The sequence below is a fragment of the Flavobacterium sp. N1736 genome, from assembly GCF_025947065.1.
GTDB lineage: Bacteria > Bacteroidota > Bacteroidia > Flavobacteriales > Flavobacteriaceae > Flavobacterium.
On sequence record NZ_CP109994.1, the window covers coordinates 2,419,589 to 2,440,703 of the forward strand.

Below are 21,115 nucleotides of genomic sequence, written 5' to 3' on the forward strand. Positions count from 1 at the left end.
TCTCGTGATATCATTTCACAAATCTTTATTAAAATTACAATTCTGTTACATATTCTATAGCGATTTTTATATTCTAATGTTTTATATTTAGCATTTCAAAAAACAAATTGCTTAAAAATGAAACAAATTAACCTAATTGCCCTTTTATTATTATGTGCACTTACTACAAACCTTTTTGCACAAAAAAATAAAAAAATGGACATTATCGCTTATTACACAGGCGATGACAAACTAATTAATGAATACGAAGTAAACAAACTAGACCAGATTATTTTTAGTTTCTGTCATTTAAAAGACGGAAAACTAAGTGTTGATTCTCCCAAAGATTCTACTACAATTAAACATTTGGTTTCACTAAAAGCTAAGAATCCACAACTTAAAATTGTTTTATCGCTTGGTGGCTGGGGAGGTTGTGAGCCTTGTTCAGCAGCATTTTCTACTGCCGAAGGAAGATTGAAATTTGCTAAATCAGTAAAAGAAGTGAGTACTTATTTTAAAGTTGACGGTTTAGATTTAGACTGGGAATATCCTGCAATTGAAGGACTTCCCGGGCATTTATTTCAGCCGGCAGACAAACCTAATTTTACTGAACTAATCAAAATTCTACGTTCTACTCTTGGAAAAAAATACGAATTGAGTTTTGCTGCCGGAGGTTTTCAAAAATATTTAGATGAATCTATCGACTGGAAAACGGTTGCGCCATTAGTAAATCGTATTAACATTATGAGTTATGATTTAGTAAACGGATATTCTAAAGTTACCGGACATCATACGCCTTTATACAGCACGAATCCTAATGAAGAATCTACAGACAGAGCGGTTACTTATTTATTAAAACAAGGAGTTCCGGCTGAAAAATTAATCATTGGAGGCGCATTTTATTCAAGAACATGGCAAAATGTAGAGAATATAAATAATGGATTATATCAGGCAGGTGAACATATTCCGGGTGCAGATTTTAAAAATTTTGCTACGACTTATACAGAAGCAAACGGCTGGAAATATTTTTATGATGAAAAAGCACAAGCACCATATTGGTACAACGCTGGCACAAAAACATTTGCAACATCTGATGATTTAAAATCGATAAAAGCTAAAACCGAATATGTAAAAGCTAAAAAATTAGGTGGAATTATGTTCTGGGAACTTACTTTGGACAGTCCTAAAAACGGAATGGTAAACGCTATTTATGAAGTTAAAACAGCTAAATAAATTCGTTTAAAACAATAAAAAAACGGCAGTTACTTCTTAGAAATAACTGCCGTTTTTTATTTTTTATTTTCGCTCTCTTTTGGAGCTCTGATTCTGCCATCGTAAGAAATAAACGCTCTGTTGTTACTATTGACATTCAATGTCGTTCCGCCATCATAAAAAATAGTAAATAAAAGATCGTATACATCATTTGCGTCTTTTACGGTTGCTTTAACAATGTATTTTTTTCCTTTATTTTCAACTGAAATTTTCTCCGGTTTTCCTTCAAATTTTATTCCCCCATCAGATCCGTAACCAACATTATAGGCGCGTCCGAAAAAAGGTAAATCGCATATTACATTCTCTGAATTAAACTTTAACGAATAAGTATTATAATCCAGATTAATCATTCTGCCTCCTTGCGGGGAAACTTTTTCGGCATCAAAAACAAAATTTTTAGCATCAATAAGCGCTTCTGTTTCTTTTTGTTTTTGAAGTTCTCTTTCCTGCTTTAATTCCTTTTTCGTTTTTTCCTGAGCAAAACCATCAAAACTAAAAAAAGAAAACAGCAATACTAAAATGGCTAACCTGCTTTTCATGGTTTCTATTTTTTGGTGAATCGCATCATAGCAACATCTCCGGAAATTAAATTCAGGGTTTTGCCATCATCCGTAATATCATACGAAGTTATCTTTTGCAGTATACTCATATAAGTCTGCTCCCCTTGCCCGTCCATACACATCATTTTTGTCATTACCATTGGTTGTGTAAAATCGATTTTATTACCATCTACACTCAATTTTCCTGTATATGAATTACAGCTGCTATTACCGGAAACACGATTTTCTTTAGAGTCAAAAACTATGGTTGGTTTTTTATTTGGATACAAACCGTCAAAAGCAATTCTTGGACCAGAGATATAATTGAGTTCCCATGTTCCGTCAAGTTTAGAAACTGTATCCGTTTTTTTACATTTACATGAAAGCAATACAACTCCTAAAAAAACTAAAATTAAAGTGTTCTTTACCATATTATTATAGATTAAATTAAAAAAATTTTGTGGATAATTTATACGAAATTGTATACTAAATTTAATGACTTTTATTAAAACAATTGTAAAATGAAAGTAATAGTTTTGGTTTTTTTTAACTTTTAGCGTCAGACAATTTCAGTAATTTTAAGCTAAATTTACTTATTATTTAATTTAAAAGCCTTACAAATGAAAAAAATAATCGTTTCCTTCGCTATAGTTACAGCCTTAGTTGTTGGCTGTAAGACCAGTACAAAATCAAATGATGCTAAAACTTTAACTGTTGCATTAGAACCAAAAAGTAACAGCACCGTAACGGGAACAGCTACTTTTACAGAGAAAAATGGCAAAGTAACTTTTGTGGCAAAAGTGGCAGGTTTACAGCCCGGAGTTCACGCTATACATATTCATGAAAAATCAGATTGTACTGCTGCTGACGGAAGTTCTGCTGGCGGACACTGGAATCCAACTTTTAAAAAACATGGAAAATGGGGCGTTGGCGAATATCATAAAGGTGATATCGGAAACTTTACCGCAGATGATAAAGGTAACGGATCTATCACGCTTACAACAGACGAATGGTGTATAGGTTGTGAGGATGAAACCAAAAATATACTTGGAAAAGGTTTAATCGTACATCAGGGAACTGATGATTTTACAACTCAACCAACCGGAAATGCCGGCGGCAGAGTTGCCTGTGCAGGTATTATCAAGTAAAAACAAAATAACCACTACTTTTTCACAAAATTTAGTGGTTATTTCATTTAAAATTTAAACATACCACAAGAAAAAGATATAGCTTTGTAGCCTCAAACCAAAGTTAATAATGATTAACCCATCGGCATCAGGCTGGATCGATAAATTTTTTAGCGAACAAAAGTTTTCAGAAGCAATTCCTTTTGAAACAGTAGATTCTTTTTACTATAAAGTGAGAGAAACTGGCTTTATCTATGGGCACATTATTTCTATAGATTCCCAAATTCCAATTCCGATAAAAGGCTGGTTTAAAACAGAAATTTCTAAAATTGCTTTACTAAATACTTTGTACGGTGCTTTTTGTTTAGAAAAAAGAAACTCTGAGCCTAAGAATTTCATTACCGAAGTTTTAAAGTTTTATAAAGCAATGAATCCGGAAGGGTTTAATCTCTTTAAAATTTTACTTCCAAAAGATGCACCTTCCCATTCTTTAGAAAATATAATTGATGAAAGAGTGCAGACTAATGATAGTATTATTAGTAAAAACTTTTCGCATCTTGTTACCAACGCTTTATTATTTATTGATGTTTTGGCATTTAGACAATATTTGGCGCATGGTGAAATTCCTGAAAAATATTTAAAACGAATTGAAGAAACGGTTCTTGGTATTGTAGGTTTAGCATTAAAAACGAAAACAGTAAAATCGCAACACGATGATTTATTGATTAAACTTTTTGAAGCTTCTATTCGATATTCAAAATTTTCAAAAGTTACGGTTGATACTTTAGAAACCTTGCAGCTTGATTATTTTAGCAACAAACTAGAGCAATATTATTTGATCGATATGGCCGGAATGGCTTTATGGAGCGATGGCGTTGTCGAAAATGAGGAAGCATATTTTTTATATTCGCTAGGATCGATGATGCATGTTTCTGATGATTTCGTTACCCAAAGTATCGACACGACACATACTTTTATTACGACTCATAAACATAAAATTCCGTATTTTAATTATTCAAATCCGGTAAAGCATTTTTATGACCAGATGACGCACACGGTTGTAAAACTGATTATAAGAAACAAAAACAGGCTGGTTAAGGAAATTGTTCAGAGTAAAGAATTGATGGTTCTTTTGGCTTATTCTACAACAAGGGATTTAGATGCAAAAGAAAAGAAAAAAGTAAAAAAACAGCTTTTGGATATCTGCAAAACGATTCCGTCATTGACAATATTCTTACTACCCGGCGGAAGTTTATTATTGCCGATATTAATCAAATTTATTCCAACAATGTTACCATCGGCTTTTAATGAAAATCTCGACGAAAATGAATAAAAAATCGCCCCTTTGAGGCGATTTTTTATTATATAATTTAATTATTTTATAAATTACTAAGCTGGTAAACTTCATCTAATTCAGCATTTGATGCGATATTTACATTCAAATCGGTTACAAAACCAGAATTTAAACCGTAAACCCATCCGTGAAGCATTAAATCCTGACCATTTTTCCAGGCACCTTGTACAATTGATGTCTTTGCCAGGTTGTAAACTTGTTCTTTGGCATTAATTTCAACAAAAGCATTGAAACGTTCTGTTTCATCTTCAATTGAATTCAGGTATTTATCATGCAAACGATATTCATCTTTAATATGACGAATCCAGTTGTCGATAATTCCAACAGACATATTTCCCATTGCAGCTTTTACACCACCACAACCGTAATGTCCGCAAACAATAACGTGTTTTACTTTTAAAACATTTACTGCATAATCCAGTACGCTTAACATATTCATATCTGAATGCACAACCATATTGGCAATATTTCGGTGAACAAAAACTTCACCTGGTTTAGCACCAATAATTTCGTTTGCCGGAACACGGCTGTCAGAACATCCAATCCATAATAATGGCGGAGTTTGACCTTTAGCTAAATCTGCAAAATAATTTGGGTCTAATGCTAATGATTTTTCAACCCATTCTTTATTATTGTCTAATAATTTTTGATAAAATTCTCTCATAATTTATTATTATTTATAGTGGTATTTTTAACGTGTAAAAATATCAATAAGGACTTTTTGTAAAGTTACCTAAATTCTGATACTTCTTCACTTTCGAAATACCTAAAATTTATTTAATTGTTTTAAAATTGTTCTTTTCTAACTTCTTTTTTAACCAACGCTCTTTTTGCAACATCATAATAATGTTCTATCGAAACGTGATTATTAATATCCGGCGTATTTTCTAATTCGTACGCTTTTTTAAAGCCTTTTAGTTTTACTTTGATGTTTTCATCAATAGCACGGGTTTCTTTAAATTCACGAATTAAATCCAGAACATCATGCGCAATATACTCTGTATCATGTGCATTGATGATTACTTTTGAGTTTTCAGGAATTTCATTTAGTGTTAATTTGATCGCCGCTTTATTCAAAAATGAAACTTCCTGCGCCAAATCAATATGAATAACATCTCCATCTTCGTATTCTTCTTTTTTAAAGCTATATGCTCTTTTCAGGTTTCCTCTCAATACAAAAATAATACTAATGATGATTCCCAAAGCCACACCTTTAAGTAAATCTGTTGCAACAACAAATACTAAAGTGGCAATAAAAGGTACAAACTGGTATTTTCCTTTTTCCCAGAAATGTAAAAATGTTGCTGGTTTTGCTAATTTATATCCAACTAAAATCAAAACTGTTGCTAAAGTCGCTAACGGAATCTTGTTTAAAAGTGCCGGAATCGCCAAAACGCTCACCAATAAAAGTACACCATGAATAATTGCCGACATTTTAGATTTTGCTCCTGCATTATTATTTGCTGAAGATCTTACTACAACTGATGTCATTGGTAAACCTCCTAAAAGTGAACTTACAATATTACCAATTCCCTGAGCTCTAAGTTCAACATTTGTATTGGTATAACGTTTTTGAACATCCATTCTGTCTGCTGCTTCAATACATAATAATGTTTCGATAGAAGCAACAATGGCAATTGTAATGGCAACAACCCAAACCTGCGGATTTGTAACTGCAGCAAAATTTGGCAGTATCAAAATAGATTTAAACTCATCAAAAGATTTTGGAACAGGCAGAGAAACCAAATGCTCTTTTGCAATAGCAAGCGAACTTCCTGTTGAAACAAAAATTTCGTTTATAGCAACTCCCAAAATAACAGCAATAAGTGCACCCGGAACTAATTTTAGTCTCTTTAAAAAAGGAACTTTTTCCCAGGAAATTAAGATCACTAATGAAATTACTGAAATTACGACTGCTCCTAACTGAATGTGATTTATTACGTTGAATAAAAATGAAAATGAATTACTTCCATCGTTTTGAATAAAAGCCTGATCTCCTTCAAAATCAGCATCGTAACCAAAAGCGTGTGGCAATTGTTTTAAGATGATAATGATACCGATACCAGCAAGCATGCCTTCAATAACATTGGTTGGAAAATAATTTGAAATACTTCCGGCTTTTAAAAATCCTAATGCTAACTGAATTAATCCAGCAATAAAAACAGACATTAAAAACACATCGAAGGCACCCAAATCAGTGATTGCGGTTAAAATAATAGCTGTTAAACCAGCAGCCGGACCAGATACACTAATATGCGACTGGCTTAAATAACCTACCACAATACCACCAATAACACCTGCGATAATTCCAGAAAATAAAGGCGCTCCAGAAGCCATTGCAATACCTAAACACAACGGAAGAGCCACCAAAAAAACCACTAAACCCGATGCAAAATCAGATTTAAGGTTGGCAAAAAGATTAATTTTTTTTGTCATAATACAATACTAAAAATTGATACATTAAAGAGCTACTGCATTTACGATAAATACAGTTGTTTTTAAACAATCGGAAGTACTATGACAAGTTTGGGGGTGGGGCAAATATACTTGGTGAAATATTATCTAATTTGACGATATTTTCAGACACTATAGTTTTTTTCTCAATATAAACAGGAATCACAACTTCGTGTTGAAGTATTGTTGGATAAACTGCTGCTTTAAGTTCTTTATGAGAATGCTCTTCTTCAGAGAAACTGAAGAACATAGACGTATCACTGCTTTTCTTTATCACCGTAACAATGGTTGGTGTTGTCAGGAAAGCAATAAATATGAATAATAATATGCGAGCGACTAATTTCATTGGGGCAAAAATAGTGTTAAACAGATAAAATCAAAGCGAGAAACTAAAAATTTTATAGAAATTTAACATAAATAAAAAACAGAATGACGATAAATTCACCATTCTGTTTCTAATTTGCTTATAAATAGTTGTTTACAATTCTTCTTCTAACCACGCATTCATCATCCAGATTGTTTTTTCCTGTTCAGCAATAAAATCGCTCATCATAGAATTTGTTCCTTCATCATTAATTTCTCCTGCATGATTAAGGATTTCTCTTTCAATTTTCAGTAAATCAGATAATGAATGAACAATTAACTGTACTGCTTTTTCATCATTTGAGATATTTTTACCAACAGCTAGTTTGTTGTTTTTAATATAATCTTCAAAAGTATGCAACGGCGTTCCGCCAATGGTTAAAACTCTTTCGGCAATCATATCAATTTTTAATTGTGAATCTGTGTATAATTCTTCAAATTTTACATGCAGATCAAAGAAACGTTTTCCTCTGATATTCCAGTGAATTCCTCTTAAATTTTGATAGTATACCTGAAAGTTTGATAATAATATGTTTAACTCCTTTACTAATAATTCTGACTCTTTTATAGGTAATCCTAAAATATTTGTTTTCATGTTTTTTTCGTTTTTACAGTAAGATACTACAAATTTAAAAGAACTTCTTCGAAAAAAGTATAAAAAAAAATTATATTTTCTTATTTTTGCATCAAAATTTACTATCAAAATGACGATCACCCAATTACAATATGTATTAGCTGTAGCCGAGCATAAAAACTTTACACTTGCTGCCGAAAAATGTTTCGTAACTCAACCAACATTAAGTATGCAGATTCAGAAAATTGAAGATGAATTGAATATTTTAATTTTCGACAGGACTAAAAAACCAATCCAGCTTACAGATATTGGTCAGAAGATTGTAAATCAGGCTAAGAATATTGTAAATGAAGCTGACAGAATTAAAGATATTGTAGAACAGCAAAAAGGTTTTATTGGCGGAGAATTTCGTTTAGGAATTATTCCGACTATTATGCCAACTTTATTACCAATGTTTTTAAATAATTTCATTAAAAAATATCCAAAAGTTAAGTTATTAATTGAGGAATTAAATACAGATGAAATTATTATAAAGTTAAAAAACGGTCATCTTGATGCTGCCATTGCCGCTACTCCGCTTGAAGATGAAAAAATAAAAGAGATTGTTTTGTATTTTGAACCGTTTGTAGCTTATATACCGGAACAACACGCTAATTTTCAAAAAGAAGAAATTGAAGTTGCTGATTTGAATATTAATGAGATTTTGCTATTGCAAGACGGACATTGTTTTAGAGACGGAATTTTAAATTTATGTAAAAACGGCACTGATATCGACCAAAATAATTTTCAGATTCAAAGCGGAAGTTTTGAAACTTTAATAAAATTAGCCGATGAAGGTTTGGGTACAACGTTACTTCCGTACTTGCACACACTTGATTTAAAAGAATCCGATAAACTGAAACTACGTAATTTTAAGGAACCAAAGCCGGCTCGTGAGGTAAGTTTAATTTACCCAAAGAGCGAATTAAAAATGCAAATCATCGACGCATTGCGATCTACAATTGCCGGAGTTGTAAAAGGAGCAATTGTTTTTCAAAATGTTCAAATCATTAGTCCACTGCATCAAAAGAAATAGAAATAAAAAAGGAGCCAAATTGGCTCCTTTTTTTATACTTTGATTAGTAGTAAACTTGGTTTTAATTCTGGTTTTTCAATAATGAAATTTAATAACCATTCTTGCAATTGTTCCATTTCGTATGGTAACAGTGTTTTGATAGCTTTTTCTAACTCTTTGCAGAAAAGTACCGGATCGAAACTAACTCTCTCAAGTATTGATTTCGTGTAATCAAACATCATTTTTGACATAATAAAATAAGATTATGGGGGGTTATCTATATTTCTAAACTCGCACCAAATTTAAACAAATATCACATATAAAGACATATTTTAACGATTTTTTTTAAAAATTTTATCAACGAATACGTTTTCTTAGTATATATAAATCAATATAGAATAATTCTAAATAACTCATTTAAATACCTTTAACAGCTCTAAACATCTCGCGTTTTCCCGGAGGTCCTGCTAATTTTTCGACGGTAAATCCAACCGAAATCATACTTCTTTTAACAACTCCGCGAGCTGCATAAGTTACCAAAACACCATTTGGTTTTAAACTATTGTACATTTTCTGAAAAATTTCGGTACTCCAAAGCTCCGGTTGCACACGATATCCAAAGGCGTCAAAGTAAATCAAATCAAAAATTTCTAAATCGTCGATTTCATCAAAAAATTGTTTCCTTTTAGTTAAGTTGAAATCAGCGCTAATTTCGGTTTTACTGTTCCATTCGCATTTATGCATTTCCTGAAAAATGTTATCGAATTTCAATGCATCAAGTTCTGCAACATAGTTCATTTCCAAAACTTCTTTTGCATCGACAGGATATGCTTCTACTCCTACATAATCTATATGTTGTTTTTTTTGAGTCGCTTCTAAAAAAGTAATGAAAGCATTTAAGCCGGTTCCAAAACCAATTTCAAGAATTGAAATGGGTTTATCCTCAAATAAGGAAAGCCCATTTTTTATAAATACATGTTTTGCTTCCTGAATCGCTCCGTGTTTTGAATGATAACATTCATCCCATTCTTTTAAATGGATTGTTGTTGAACCATCCAGCGTTTTAATTATTTCTCTTTCCACTTTTTTGATATTAACGGCAGGGTTTTATTTGGTTAAAGCCCGCATTGCTAGTCAAAATTACTTAAAACAAATGCGTAAAGCCTCAAAAATCGATTGTTTTTTCATAAAATCTTTATAAAACCAAGTGTTTTTTTTCTGTTTATTATAAGATAAATAAATCTCAATTAAATGCGGGAATTAATGCAGTTTTAGTAAGTAAATTATATATTTTTACTTAATTTTGCATTTCATAAAACCTATTTTACACCAAATCATCACTTTAGATTTATCATATTGAGATGAAAATTACATAAAAACTTACATTACTATGAGTACAACTCAAACAAACAAAATTGAAATCAGAAAAGCTGCTTCGTCAAAAATAAGCGCAGTAGACTTTGAAAATTTAAGCTTTGGTGCTGTTTTTACAGACCATTTATTCGAATGTGATTTTAAAAATGGGGAATGGCAAAATCCTGTCATTAAGCCTTATGCTCCTATTTTAATGGATCCTTCTTCAAAAGTCTTCCATTACGGACAAGCGATTTTTGAAGGTATGAAAGCTTATAAAGATGAGAACAATGATGTTTGGTTGTTTAGACCTGATGAAAACTACAAACGTTTCAACAATTCTGCAGTTCGTATGGCAATGCCGGAAGTTCCGGAAGCTATTTTTATGGATGGTTTAAATGAATTATTGAAAATTGATCAGGAATGGATTCAAAGAGGTAACGGAAGCAGTATGTATATTCGTCCTTTTATGATTGCGACCGGTCCCGGTGTTATTGCAAATCCATCTGATGAATATAAATTCATGATTTTACTTTCTCCTGCAAAATCATATTATGGTGGCGAAGTAAAAGTAATTATTGCTGAACATTACAGTAGGGCTGCAAATGGTGGAATTGGTGCTGCAAAAGCTGCCGGAAACTACGCTGCACAATTTTACCCAACAAATTTAGCAAACAAAGAAGGTTTTCAGCAAGTTATCTGGACAGATGATGCAACGCATACTAAACTGGAAGAAGCGGGTACAATGAACGTTTTCTTTAGAATTAATGATACGTTATTGACTGCGCCAACAAGCGAAAGAATTTTAGATGGTATTACCAGAAAAAGTTTGATTGCAATGGCAGAAAAAGAAGGCTTAAACGTTGAAGTTCGTTCGGTAATTGTTTCAGAATTAGTAGAAGCGGCTAAAAACGGATCTTTAAAAGAAATTTTTGGTGCAGGAACTGCTGCTGTAATTAGCGTTATTAAAGGATTCTCTTATCAGGATGTTTATTATGAAATGACTCCAATTGAAAATTCTTATGCTTCTTTATTAAAAGAAAAACTAACAAGTCTTCAAAACAAACTTTCTGAAGATACTTTTGGATGGACTGTAAAAGTGCAATAACTAAAAGATACTATACATTATATATAACAAACCCGACAGGTTTTAAAAACCTGTCGGGTTTTCTATTTTTATTCTATTGCAGTGCAAAATATTTAAACACATAGAAACATAGATTTAAATGTGTTTAAAAAGAATATAAAAAGAAACATGTTTCTCACACATAGCTATGTTTATTTAAATAAGTAAAACGCCTTTTTTCTTTGCGTACTTACAAGCTATGTTTCTATGTGTTAAAACAATTTATTTTATAATAGTTTCGAAAAATCAGGTTTAAAATAATTCGGACCTTTCATTACTTTTCCGTCTTCTCTGTAAATTGGCTGCCCGTCTTCGCCTAATTTACTCATATTACTACGCTGGATTTCATCAAAAATAGCTTCGATTTTATCCTGCAAACCGTGTTCAATAATAGTTCCGCATAAAATATACATCATATCACCAAGAGCATCTGCAATTTCAATTAAATCATTTTTTTGCACTGCATCAAGATATTCTTCGTTTTCCTCCTTCATTAAATTATAACGAAGATACTTTTTGGTTTCGCCCAAATCTGCAATTGGCGTTTCGCTATGTCCTATTTTAAAAGCAGTATGAAATTCTTTTACTGCATCTATTTGTTTCTTCATGATTTTATTTAGTTAAATGGAGTACCAAATTAGCAACTATTCATATACAATTCTCTAAATTTGTCAAAAATAATTTCAATTATGTTTAGTCAGGGACAATTAATATTCGCAGTCTGTTTTTTTATCGCATTTGTAATCGTTATGATTTTTGCTTACCGAAAAGATCTTGCGCTCCATAAAATCTTTTATAAAGGAAATTACAAAGTATTAATTGGTTTCTTACTTTTTATTGCCATTTTATTTTGCATCAAGATCTTTTTTAAAAGGTAATTCCGGAATTTATTTCTATATTTAAAAATGTAAAAACAGAAACTGATTTTTATACTTAAATTTCATTATTATCGTTCTGTTTAAATGTTTTTTCTGATCATAATATAACTCAACGAATCGTTTTATTTTTATGCAATTCGCAAGACTAGCAATAAAATTTATAACTTTACGAACCAAATAACCTGCACAATGAAGATTTTAAAATATCTGTTTCTATTATCGTTACTAACCTTAGTTGCCCTAACTGTATTTGTTGCTACCCAAAAAGGAATTTTTTCTGTCGAAAGAAGCAAAGTGATCAATTCACCCAAAGCTACAGTTTATAACTATGTAAATGATCTTAGAAATTACGAAGATTTTGAATCGTGGTCTCTTGAAGATCCTACAATAAGAATGTCTTTTCCAGACAAAACTACCGGAAACGGAGCTTCATATTCATGGGAAGGTGCTGAAGGTAAAGGAAATGCCGTTACAATTAAAACAAAAGACGGCGAAAGTATTGAGCAAAAAATGAAATTTGACGGTACCGAAGCTGACGTAAACTGGACGTTTAAAGACACTTTGGCAGGCAAAACTGTTGTAACCTGGAAAGCTAAAGGAACAATGAGTTTTTTATTTAAAGTCTACACGGCTTTAAACGGAGGTTCTGATAATGTTATTGGAACGATTTATGAAAAAAGTCTTGCCAACATTGATAAAAATCTGGATTTTGAAACTAAAACTTTTACTGTAAAAGTAAATGGTGTGGTTAAAAAAACAGAAACTCCTTATATCAAACAAACTTTTACAAGTGAAATTTCTAAGGTAAATAAAAATGCCCGCGTTGTAATCCCGAAACTTATCCATTTTAGCCAAACAAACGGATTACATACAAACGGAAAGCCTTTTATTATATATCATACTTATGATACTGCTACAGGATTGGCAAAAATCTCTATTTGTTTGCCTATAAATAAAGAGATCTCTATAAGTGCCGGAAGTGATATTTTGTCTGGAAAATTAAATAGTTTTGAAGCTGTAAAAACCACTTTAACTGGTGATTATTCACATACAAATGAAGCAATTGCCAAAACAAGAGCTTTTATAAATAACGAAAAAATTGTTCCAGAATTAGGCTGGTCGCATCTTGAAATCTTAACGATCAGTAAATTAGATGTAAAAAGTCCGTCAAAATTAATGACTGAAATTTATTTTCCAACAAAACCTAAAGTAATTCCGGTTACTGTTGAAAAAGTTCCGGTTTACAAACCACAAACTCAAACACCTGCACAACCGGCAACAACTACACCTACACCGGCAAAAGAAGAGGAACAATCAGAATTCTAAAAAAATACGAGGTTGCATTAAACCTTTTGTTTTAAATTCATTCTAACAAGATAAATGATAACGCTTGACAAACGAGAAGGAATTTATAGTACAATTATTAGATCCTAAAACGCAGAATACTGCGTTTCAAAAACTCCTGTCTGATTATCAAAAACCGCTATATTCTCATATTCGAAACATTGTTCTGAATCATGATGATGCCGATGATGTTTTGCAAAATACTTTTGTAAAGGTATTTCAGCATTTAAAAAATTTTAAGGGAGAAAGTAAACTTTTTTCCTGGATGTATCGCATTGCTACCAATGAGGCATTGACTTTTTTGAATCAAAAAGCAAGATTAAGCGGCATTACATCAGAAGCTTTACAGAACAAAACAATCGACAATTTAAAAGCCGATACTTATTTTGACGGAGATGAGATTCAGATTAAACTTCAAAAGGCTATTGTAACATTGCCGGAGAAGCAGCAATTGGTTTTTAAGATGAAATATTTTCAGGAATTAAAATATGAAGAAATCGCAGAAATCCTGGGAACTTCAGTTGGAGCCCTGAAAGCCTCTTATCATCATGCGGTAAAAAAAATTGAATTATATGTTACATCAAATTAAACCTTTTGTTATAAAATATATCTTATAAACATTATGAAAGCATTTAAATTAGAAGACGAGCCGAAAATAGCACCGGGATTTAAAACTCCGGAGCATTATTTTGATGACCTTTCGATAAGAGTTTTACAGCAAATTAATCAAACAGAAGTAAAAGTAATTCCGCTTTACAAACGTAAAAAAGTTTTAGGAATGCTTGCCGCAGCAGTTGTGTTTGTTGGATTAATGATTCCGATAGTAAACAATTATAATAATACATCAAAGGAACTTGACGAAGCTACTTTAGAAACTTATTTGTCGTATCAGTCAAATTTAAATCAATACGATTTAATTAAAGAATTGGACACAAAGGATATTGATAAACTTAACAAAAGTGTTGCGCTTGAACAGGAAACACTGGAAGATATTTTATCATCAAGTCCAAATATTGAAAATTTAATTTCAGAATAAAACAAAAACTTAAAAGATGAAAATCAAAAATATACTACCGATTCTGCTATTTTTAGTAAGTTTTTCTTTTTATGCACAAAGTGATAAATCAGACGAAAAACGCGAAAAAATTAAAGCTTATAAAGTTTCTTTTTTGACAACAGAACTTGAACTTACGTCTACAGAAGCCGAAAAATTCTGGCCTATATATAACGCCTTTGATGACAAACAATTTGAATTGCGTCATGAAAAAATGAAAACGTATTTAAAAAGATTAGATGGCGATAATATCAATTCCTTATCTGAAAAAGATGCCGCAACGCTTTTAGCACAAATAGAATGTACTGATAAAGAATTGTATCTTTTGCGCGAAAAATATATGACGAATCTTAAAAAAGTCCTTTCTGCAAAAAAAATACTAAAGCTTAAAAAATCTGAAGACGATTTTAACCGAAAACTGTTAAAGCAATATCGGGATAAAGCAGCTAAAAATTAAGATTACAAGAAACAACAGCGACAAGAACCCTATATAATAATACTTACTTTATTATTTAGGGTTCTTGTTATTTAAAACGAAGTCTGATCACTTTATTAAAACCTGCAGCAATAGCTGTATTTCTATTAACAAAACGAATTGTAAAAAGTGATGAATCAGTAGATAACTGCATCCAGTTTTCGCCGCCGTTTTGAGAGTATTGTATGCCTTCTGAGCCAACGCAAATAATTTCTTTACCATTTCCGCCCGGAACATATTGTATGCAAGACGCGTATCCAAAACCTAAATCCTGACCTATTAATGTCCAGGTTAACCCTCCGTCATTAGTAAAAGCTTTATTATTTACTTTTTTGTTTGGAAGTTCATAATCTCCTCCTGCAATAAATCCATGTTTAGCATCGTAGAAATCAGCTGTAAAAATACCCGTCATTGTTTTTCCCTGAACAATTGGTGTTTCAATTACTTTCCATGTTTTTGCCTTATCGCCTGAATAAAAAACACGTGCTTTTTTTCCACCCGAAACCAACCATGTATCATTTCCGTTAATTACAATATTGGTGTTACTTGCTGCAAAAGCTGCTTCTCCTTGTGAGTTTGTTGGTAATTTATCTGATAATAATTTTGTCCATGTTTCACCGCCATCGCGGGTAACAATTATAGAGAATGTATCTTCAGTTGGATCTCCAATTGCAATACCTTCTTTATCATTCCAAAATTGCATGCTGTCATAAAATACTTTCTGATTTATTTCTTTATAAACTAATTTTACTTTTTGTGTTTTTTTAGAAACCTGATAAAGCAAAGCAGGATTTGCTACGCTTAATAAATATATGTTTTGTGACGTTTGCGCAATACTTCTGAACTCTAATTTTAAAGTATCACGATAGATATGTTCTTCATATTTTTCACTTTTATCTAAATCATAGTACCCAAAACGTGAATTATCACCCCCGTACCAAACTTTATTTTTATCAATTAATATAGCTCTAATACTAATTTTATCCTTAAACAAAGTATCTATTTGTACTGAAGTAAAACCTCCAAACAAATTTTGTTTCTCGTTAGGGCTCAGCGTTTTAAAAGAAACTATCAAAACAAATACAGCGCTAAATAAAAATACTTTTTTCATATAAATTAGATTTTTTTTGTTGCTAAAATACAATTATTTATAACATATAAAAGAGGTTTACTTTTTTTTTCTGGCACAGTAATTGGATATCCAACAATATTAATCTTAATATGATTTTATCATGAAAGCGAAACTACTTTTAATAGCGTTAATAGCAATAGGTTTTGGATCTTGTAAAGCACAAAGCCAAACTACTGTTTATGCAAAAAATTCAGATATAAGCGATAACTTAGACCTTAGAGCAGTTGCATCGATGTTTGGTGACTCAGACAATCTTCAGGATTTTGAAAGAAGGTTGAATGATCCAAAATATCAAATATCAAATCTTGACTTAAACGGCGACGATGAAGTTGATTATTTACGTGTTATAGAATCTGTAGAAGACAGAACTCACGTTGTAATTATTCAGGCTGTTCTTGATCGCGATGTTTATCAGGATATAGCAACTATTGATATTGAAAGAGATAATTCTAATAAAGTTGTTGTTCAGGTTGTTGGTAACAGTTATTTATATGGAGATAATTATATTTATGAGCCCGTTTATAGTGTAGCTCCGGTAATTTATACTTCATTTTGGGTAACAAACTACAGACCTTACTATTCAACTTGGGGATGGAATTATTATCCAACGTATTATACCGCCTGGAATCCTTATCCAATTTACAGATACAGAAACAATGTTAACGTATATATTAACGTAAACAACCATTACAATTATGTAAATACACGTAGAAGTTACAGAGCTCCTGCAATTTACCAAACAAGACGTAGTTACGGTTACGAAACAATGCGTCCTAATAACAGTTTCTCTCAAAGACATTCTAATGTAAACAATCGTTATGAGTTAGATCAAAGACGTGTTGCGAGCAGAGAAGCAAACAGAAATTCAAATCCTAACAGATCAAATTCAGGAAGAGTTTCAGGTACTGAAAACAGAAATTATACTGAAAACAGAACAAATACAAACAGAAGTTATAATACTGAAAGAGCGACTCCAGGCAGAGATAATTCGGCTAAGCCAAATACTCCTGCAAGAGTTGAAAATAATACACAAAGAACAGAATCAAGAGGATATTCTGAAAACAGATCGAATACAAACAGAACTTCTACTGCACCACAACAACAAACGCAGCCAACAAGAAGCTATTCTGAAAACAGATCGAATACAAACAGAGCCACTTCTGCACCGCAACAGACACAACAACCAACAAGAAGTTATTCTGAAAGCAACAGATCAGGTTCTAATAATACATCAAGAGCACAAAGTTCTCAAAACACGCAACGTTCTGAAGCACCAAGAGCAAGTCAGGAATCAAGAAGCAGCCAGCCACAAAGGGAAAGCGGTTCTGGTTCACAATCAAGAGGCGGTGGAAGAAGAGGTTAATAAAATCATAATTCTTAATTAAAAATTAAAGCACAATTTATCAATTGTGCTTTTTTTTATCTTTTTAATTATAATAGACGCTAATTTGTTTTAAAACAGTAAATTTGCAACCGTCTTTTATAAAAATATACATGAGCGCAGCACATAAAAACTTACACAGTAAGTTGTCTATTGGGGGTTTATTAATCACACTAGGAATTATTTATGGAGATATTGGTACTTCTCCATTATATGTAATGAAAGCCATACTTGGCGAACATACAATAAGTATGGATATCGTTTTAGGTGGTATTTCTTGTGTTTTTTGGACATTGACATTACAAACGACTATAAAGTATGTTCTTATTACTTTAAGTGCCGACAATCATGGTGAGGGAGGAATTTTTGCCTTATATGCATTAGTCAAAAAAACAAAAATTCAATGGCTCATTGTGCCCGCAATTATTGGTGGTAGTGCTTTATTGGCAGACGGAATCATTACGCCTCCAATCTCAGTTTCATCAGCAGTAGAAGGTATAAAGACGTACTATCCTGAAATAAATACGATACCAATTGTTATTGGAATTTTGTTTGTTTTATTTACGATTCAGCAATTTGGAACCAAACTGGTTGGTAAATTTTTTGCACCAATGATGTTAATTTGGTTTACAATGCTGGGAACTTTAGGAATTATTCAAATCTCACAGCATCCTGAAGTTATAAAAGCAATTAATCCGTATTATGCGTATCACTTATTGCAAATTCACCCGGAAGGCTTTTTTGTTCTTGGATTAGTATTTTTATGTACAACGGGAGCAGAAGCTTTGTACTCTGACATGGGACATTGTGGAAGAAAAAATATTAGAATCAGCTGGATTTTTGTAAAACTAACTTTAGTTTTAAATTATTTTGGTCAGGCAGCATATTTAATACACCACGAAGGACAAACTTTGCAAGGTTTAGGTGGAGAAAACGGAAATCCGTTTTATTTGATCATGCCGGATTGGTTTCAGCCTGTTGGAATTATCATTGCAACTTTGGCCGCTGTAATTGCTTCTCAGGCTTTAATAAGTGGATCTTTCACTTTGATTAACGAAGCCATGCGATTAAATTTCTGGCCAAAAGTAAAAATCAAATACCCTACAGAGGTAAAAGGTCAACTATATATTCCATCTATAAACTGGTTATTGTTTTTTGGTTGTGTGGGAATCGTTCTTCACTTCGAGAAATCAAGTAATATGGAGCACGCTTACGGTCTTGCAATTGTATTGTGTATGATCATGACAACTATTTTGCTAAACTATTACTTAATCATGAAACGTATTAAATTGTATTTCATGGTTCCGTTAATTACCATTTATTTATTGATAGAATTTAGCTTTTTGATTGCCAATGTGACCAAATTTACTGAAGGTGGTTACGTAACTTTAATCATTGCAGCAGTTTTAATTTCGATCATGACGATTTGGTATCTTGCTAAGAAAATTAATAAAAACTACACCAAAATCGTTAAAATTGACGATTACAAAAAGGTGCTGATGGAATTAAGCGAAGATTTATCGATACCAAAATATGCAACGCATTTGGTTTATATGACTAATGCAAACCGTGTTGATGAATTAGAGCAAAAAGTAATGTATTCTATATTACAAAAACGTCCTAAAAGAGCGGATATCTACTGGTTTGTACACGTTAATATTTTAACTGAACCGTATAAAACACAATATAAAGTAACCGAAATTGCAAAAGACGATATCTACAGAGTCGATTTTAATTTAGGTTTTAGAGAGCCAACAAAAATCAATCTGATGTTTCGTGAAGTAATCAGGGACATGGTAAAAAATGGCGAAGTGGATATTACCAGCCGTTATGAATCATTAAACAAAAACAATATTATTGGTGACTTTAAATTTGTTTTGTCTGAGAAGTTTTTATCGAATGATAATGATTTAAGATGGCATGAAAACATCATTATGAACTCTTATTTCTTCATTAAAAAACTAAGTTTATCCGAAGAAAGAGCTTTTGGTCTGGACAGCAGTTCTGTAAAAATCGAGAAATTTCCAATGGTGCTTCATGCTCCGGAAAATATCGGATTAACGCGAATTATAAAATAAAGTTATTCCAAAATAAATTCAGAAAACACTCTTTTAAAACTTTATTAGAGTGTTTTTTTTCTTTTTAAATGAAAGTCAAAATAACAATCAGAATTAAAAATTTAACTTTCAATCAATTAATAGTACCTTTGCAACTCAAATAATTAAAATGAGATTACACAGAAATTTAGTTTATACTACCATCGATTCCTTAAATGCTATTTTCAATGAAGGAGAATATGCTGACAAAGTGGTAGCAAGAGCCTTAAAAAAAGACAAACGTTGGGGAAGTTCTGACAGGAAGTTTGTTGCTGAAACGATATACGAAATTGTTCGTTGGAAAAGATTATACGCTGAAATTGCCGAAGTTAAAGAACCTTTTGACAGAGACAATTTATGGAGAATGTTTGCTGTTTGGGCAGTTTTAAGAGGATATCCAATTCCGGATTGGAGGCAATTGGAAGGAACTCCGGAAAGAAAAATAAAAGGACGTTTTGACGAACTTTCCAAAATTAGAGCTTTAAAAGAATCTATCCCGGATTGGATGGATGAATTGGGTGTAAAAGAATTGGGCGAAAAAGTCTGGTCTACAGAAATTGCTGCTCAAAATCAGCCTGCTAAAGTTATTTTAAGAACTAATACGCTTAAAGGAACTAAAGAAAGTTTAAGAAATACGCTGATGGATTTAAATATTGAAACAGAATATTTAAAAGATCAGCCCGAAGCTTTGGTTTTAAAAGAAAGAGCTAATGTATTTTTGACAGACGCTTTTAAACAAGGACTTTTTGAGGTTCAGGACGCAAACTCACAATTGGTTGCCGGTTTTCTTGATGTAAAACCAGGAATGCGTGTTGTAGATACTTGCGCCGGAGCAGGAGGAAAAACATTGCATATTGCTTCTTTAATGGAAAATAAAGGACAATTAATTGCAATGGATTTATACGAAAGTAAATTGAAGCAATTGAAATTAAGAGCGAAAAGAAATGGCGCTTTTAATATTGAATATCGTATTATTGACACTACAAAAGTGATCAAAAAACTGCATGAAAAAGCAGATCGTGTTCTTATCGATGCACCTTGCAGTGGTTTAGGAGTTTTAAAAAGAAATCCTGATGCAAAATGGAAATTACAACCTGAGTTTATCGATAACATTCGTAAAGTACAGTCAGAAGTTTTAGAGAGTTATTCTAAAATTGTAAAACCCGGCGGAAAATTAGTGTATGCTACTTGTTCTGTTTTACCATCAGAAAATCAGGAACAAGTTGAAAAATTCCTTAAAACTGAAATAGGACAACAATTTACTTTCATAAAAGACCGCAAAATTCTGGCCTCAGAATCTGGTTTTGATGGTTTTTATATGGCGTTGTTAGAACGTAAAGGATAAGAAAATAAAATTTCAAATTTTTTAAATCTCAAATTCCAATTTTACGATTGGAATTTGAGATTTTTATTTTTTATAGCGGTTTATTTTAAAATATTTAGTCCCTACGGGACAATTTCTCACAGCGATGTTTTTTTACCAACATTAATATCTCGTAGAGATTGTATATTGGTAAATAATATTAATTAAAAAACTCCTTTAGGAGTTTAATGTTGGTA

The 21,115-nt window shown here is 32.0% G+C and carries 23 protein-coding genes; 13 read left to right on the forward strand and 10 right to left on the reverse strand.

The window, feature by feature from the left end:
* Positions 1-117 precede the first annotated feature (117 nt).
* Positions 118-1,212, forward strand: coding sequence for a glycoside hydrolase family 18 protein (locus OLM54_RS10075; RefSeq protein WP_264538451.1), 1,095 nt, complete (start codon positions 118-120; stop codon positions 1,210-1,212).
* A gap of 56 nt (positions 1,213-1,268) precedes the next feature.
* On the opposite strand, the gene OLM54_RS10080 is transcribed toward OLM54_RS10075, so the two are convergent.
* Together OLM54_RS10080 and OLM54_RS10085 are read right to left on the reverse strand one after the other, a co-directional pair.
* The gene (locus OLM54_RS10080) at positions 1,269-1,790 is read right to left on the reverse strand and encodes a DUF4251 domain-containing protein (protein ID WP_264538452.1); all 522 of its coding nucleotides are present in this window, start codon (positions 1,788-1,790) and stop codon (positions 1,269-1,271) included.
* Positions 1,791-1,795: 5 nt separating this feature from the next.
* Positions 1,796-2,221, reverse strand: coding sequence for an META domain-containing protein (locus OLM54_RS10085; protein WP_264538453.1), 426 nt, complete (start codon positions 2,219-2,221; stop codon positions 1,796-1,798).
* Between the two features lie 189 nt (positions 2,222-2,410).
* On the opposite strand from OLM54_RS10085, the gene OLM54_RS10090 reads away from it, so the two are divergent.
* Together OLM54_RS10090 and OLM54_RS10095 are read left to right on the forward strand one after the other, a co-directional pair.
* Positions 2,411-2,938, forward strand: a complete 528-nt coding sequence (locus OLM54_RS10090; RefSeq protein ID WP_264538454.1) for a superoxide dismutase family protein — start codon at positions 2,411-2,413, stop codon at positions 2,936-2,938.
* A gap of 109 nt (positions 2,939-3,047) precedes the next feature.
* Positions 3,048-4,250, forward strand: a complete 1,203-nt coding sequence (locus tag OLM54_RS10095) for an LETM1-related biofilm-associated protein (protein ID WP_264538455.1) — start codon at positions 3,048-3,050, stop codon at positions 4,248-4,250.
* A 46-nt stretch (positions 4,251-4,296) separates the two neighbouring features.
* On the opposite strand, the gene can is transcribed toward OLM54_RS10095, so the two are convergent.
* The 4 genes from can to OLM54_RS10115 form a co-directional block, all read right to left on the reverse strand.
* Entirely contained in the window at positions 4,297-4,935 is a 639-nt protein-coding gene (gene can, locus OLM54_RS10100) for a carbonate dehydratase (RefSeq protein WP_264538456.1), read from the reverse strand.
* A 122-nt stretch (positions 4,936-5,057) separates the two neighbouring features.
* Positions 5,058-6,707, reverse strand: a complete 1,650-nt coding sequence (locus OLM54_RS10105) for a SulP family inorganic anion transporter (RefSeq protein ID WP_264538457.1) — start codon at positions 6,705-6,707, stop codon at positions 5,058-5,060.
* 79 nt (positions 6,708-6,786) lie between these two features.
* Positions 6,787-7,071 (reverse strand): hypothetical protein, encoded by a 285-nt coding sequence (locus OLM54_RS10110; protein WP_264538458.1) that lies wholly within the window; start codon positions 7,069-7,071, stop codon positions 6,787-6,789.
* 132 nt (positions 7,072-7,203) lie between these two features.
* Entirely contained in the window at positions 7,204-7,683 is a 480-nt protein-coding gene (locus OLM54_RS10115) for a Dps family protein (protein ID WP_264538459.1), read from the reverse strand.
* A gap of 109 nt (positions 7,684-7,792) precedes the next feature.
* Here OLM54_RS10115 and OLM54_RS10120 point away from each other — a divergent pair, with 109 nt between their 5' ends.
* Positions 7,793-8,737 (forward strand): LysR substrate-binding domain-containing protein, encoded by a 945-nt coding sequence (locus tag OLM54_RS10120; protein WP_264538460.1) that lies wholly within the window; start codon positions 7,793-7,795, stop codon positions 8,735-8,737.
* A gap of 32 nt (positions 8,738-8,769) precedes the next feature.
* Here OLM54_RS10120 and OLM54_RS10125 read toward each other — a convergent pair whose 3' ends face one another.
* Together OLM54_RS10125 and mnmD are read right to left on the reverse strand one after the other, a co-directional pair.
* The gene (locus OLM54_RS10125; protein ID WP_115888694.1) at positions 8,770-8,967 is read right to left on the reverse strand and encodes a hypothetical protein; all 198 of its coding nucleotides are present in this window, start codon (positions 8,965-8,967) and stop codon (positions 8,770-8,772) included.
* A 166-nt stretch (positions 8,968-9,133) separates the two neighbouring features.
* Entirely contained in the window at positions 9,134-9,799 is a 666-nt protein-coding gene (gene mnmD, locus OLM54_RS10130) for a tRNA (5-methylaminomethyl-2-thiouridine)(34)-methyltransferase MnmD (protein WP_264538461.1), read from the reverse strand.
* 307 nt (positions 9,800-10,106) lie between these two features.
* On the opposite strand from mnmD, the gene OLM54_RS10135 reads away from it, so the two are divergent.
* Positions 10,107-11,177: a branched-chain amino acid aminotransferase gene (locus OLM54_RS10135; protein ID WP_264538462.1), complete on the forward strand. Its 1,071-nt coding sequence runs from the start codon at positions 10,107-10,109 to the stop codon at positions 11,175-11,177.
* 245 nt (positions 11,178-11,422) lie between these two features.
* On the opposite strand, the gene OLM54_RS10140 is transcribed toward OLM54_RS10135, so the two are convergent.
* On the reverse strand, positions 11,423-11,803 hold the full coding sequence (locus tag OLM54_RS10140) for a nucleoside triphosphate pyrophosphohydrolase family protein (RefSeq protein ID WP_264538463.1): 381 nt from the start codon (positions 11,801-11,803) through the stop codon (positions 11,423-11,425).
* A gap of 81 nt (positions 11,804-11,884) precedes the next feature.
* Between OLM54_RS10140 and OLM54_RS10145 the strand changes: the two genes are divergently transcribed.
* The 5 genes from OLM54_RS10145 to OLM54_RS10165 all read left to right on the forward strand — a co-directional run bounded on the left by OLM54_RS10145 (position 11,885) and on the right by OLM54_RS10165 (position 14,928).
* On the forward strand, positions 11,885-12,073 hold the full coding sequence (locus OLM54_RS10145; protein WP_264538464.1) for a hypothetical protein: 189 nt from the start codon (positions 11,885-11,887) through the stop codon (positions 12,071-12,073).
* A gap of 189 nt (positions 12,074-12,262) precedes the next feature.
* The gene (locus OLM54_RS10150; protein ID WP_264538465.1) at positions 12,263-13,399 is read left to right on the forward strand and encodes an SRPBCC family protein; all 1,137 of its coding nucleotides are present in this window, start codon (positions 12,263-12,265) and stop codon (positions 13,397-13,399) included.
* Between the two features lie 64 nt (positions 13,400-13,463).
* Entirely contained in the window at positions 13,464-14,006 is a 543-nt protein-coding gene (locus OLM54_RS10155) for an RNA polymerase sigma factor (protein WP_264538466.1), read from the forward strand.
* A 33-nt stretch (positions 14,007-14,039) separates the two neighbouring features.
* Positions 14,040-14,453, forward strand: a complete 414-nt coding sequence (locus tag OLM54_RS10160) for a hypothetical protein (RefSeq protein WP_264538467.1) — start codon at positions 14,040-14,042, stop codon at positions 14,451-14,453.
* 16 nt (positions 14,454-14,469) lie between these two features.
* Entirely contained in the window at positions 14,470-14,928 is a 459-nt protein-coding gene (locus OLM54_RS10165) for a sensor of ECF-type sigma factor (protein WP_264538468.1), read from the forward strand.
* Positions 14,929-14,995: 67 nt separating this feature from the next.
* Here the strand turns inward: OLM54_RS10165 and OLM54_RS10170 are convergent, their stop codons facing one another.
* Positions 14,996-16,057, reverse strand: a complete 1,062-nt coding sequence (locus tag OLM54_RS10170) for a WD40/YVTN/BNR-like repeat-containing protein (RefSeq protein ID WP_264538469.1) — start codon at positions 16,055-16,057, stop codon at positions 14,996-14,998.
* Between the two features lie 121 nt (positions 16,058-16,178).
* Between OLM54_RS10170 and OLM54_RS10175 the strand changes: the two genes are divergently transcribed.
* The 3 genes from OLM54_RS10175 to OLM54_RS10185 all read left to right on the forward strand — a co-directional run bounded on the left by OLM54_RS10175 (position 16,179) and on the right by OLM54_RS10185 (position 20,900).
* On the forward strand, positions 16,179-17,441 hold the full coding sequence (locus OLM54_RS10175; protein ID WP_264538470.1) for a hypothetical protein: 1,263 nt from the start codon (positions 16,179-16,181) through the stop codon (positions 17,439-17,441).
* Between the two features lie 131 nt (positions 17,442-17,572).
* Positions 17,573-19,537, forward strand: coding sequence for a KUP/HAK/KT family potassium transporter (locus OLM54_RS10180; RefSeq protein WP_264538471.1), 1,965 nt, complete (start codon positions 17,573-17,575; stop codon positions 19,535-19,537).
* 148 nt (positions 19,538-19,685) lie between these two features.
* Positions 19,686-20,900, forward strand: coding sequence for an RsmB/NOP family class I SAM-dependent RNA methyltransferase (locus OLM54_RS10185; protein WP_264538472.1), 1,215 nt, complete (start codon positions 19,686-19,688; stop codon positions 20,898-20,900).
* The last annotated feature ends 215 nt before the right edge of the window (positions 20,901-21,115 follow it).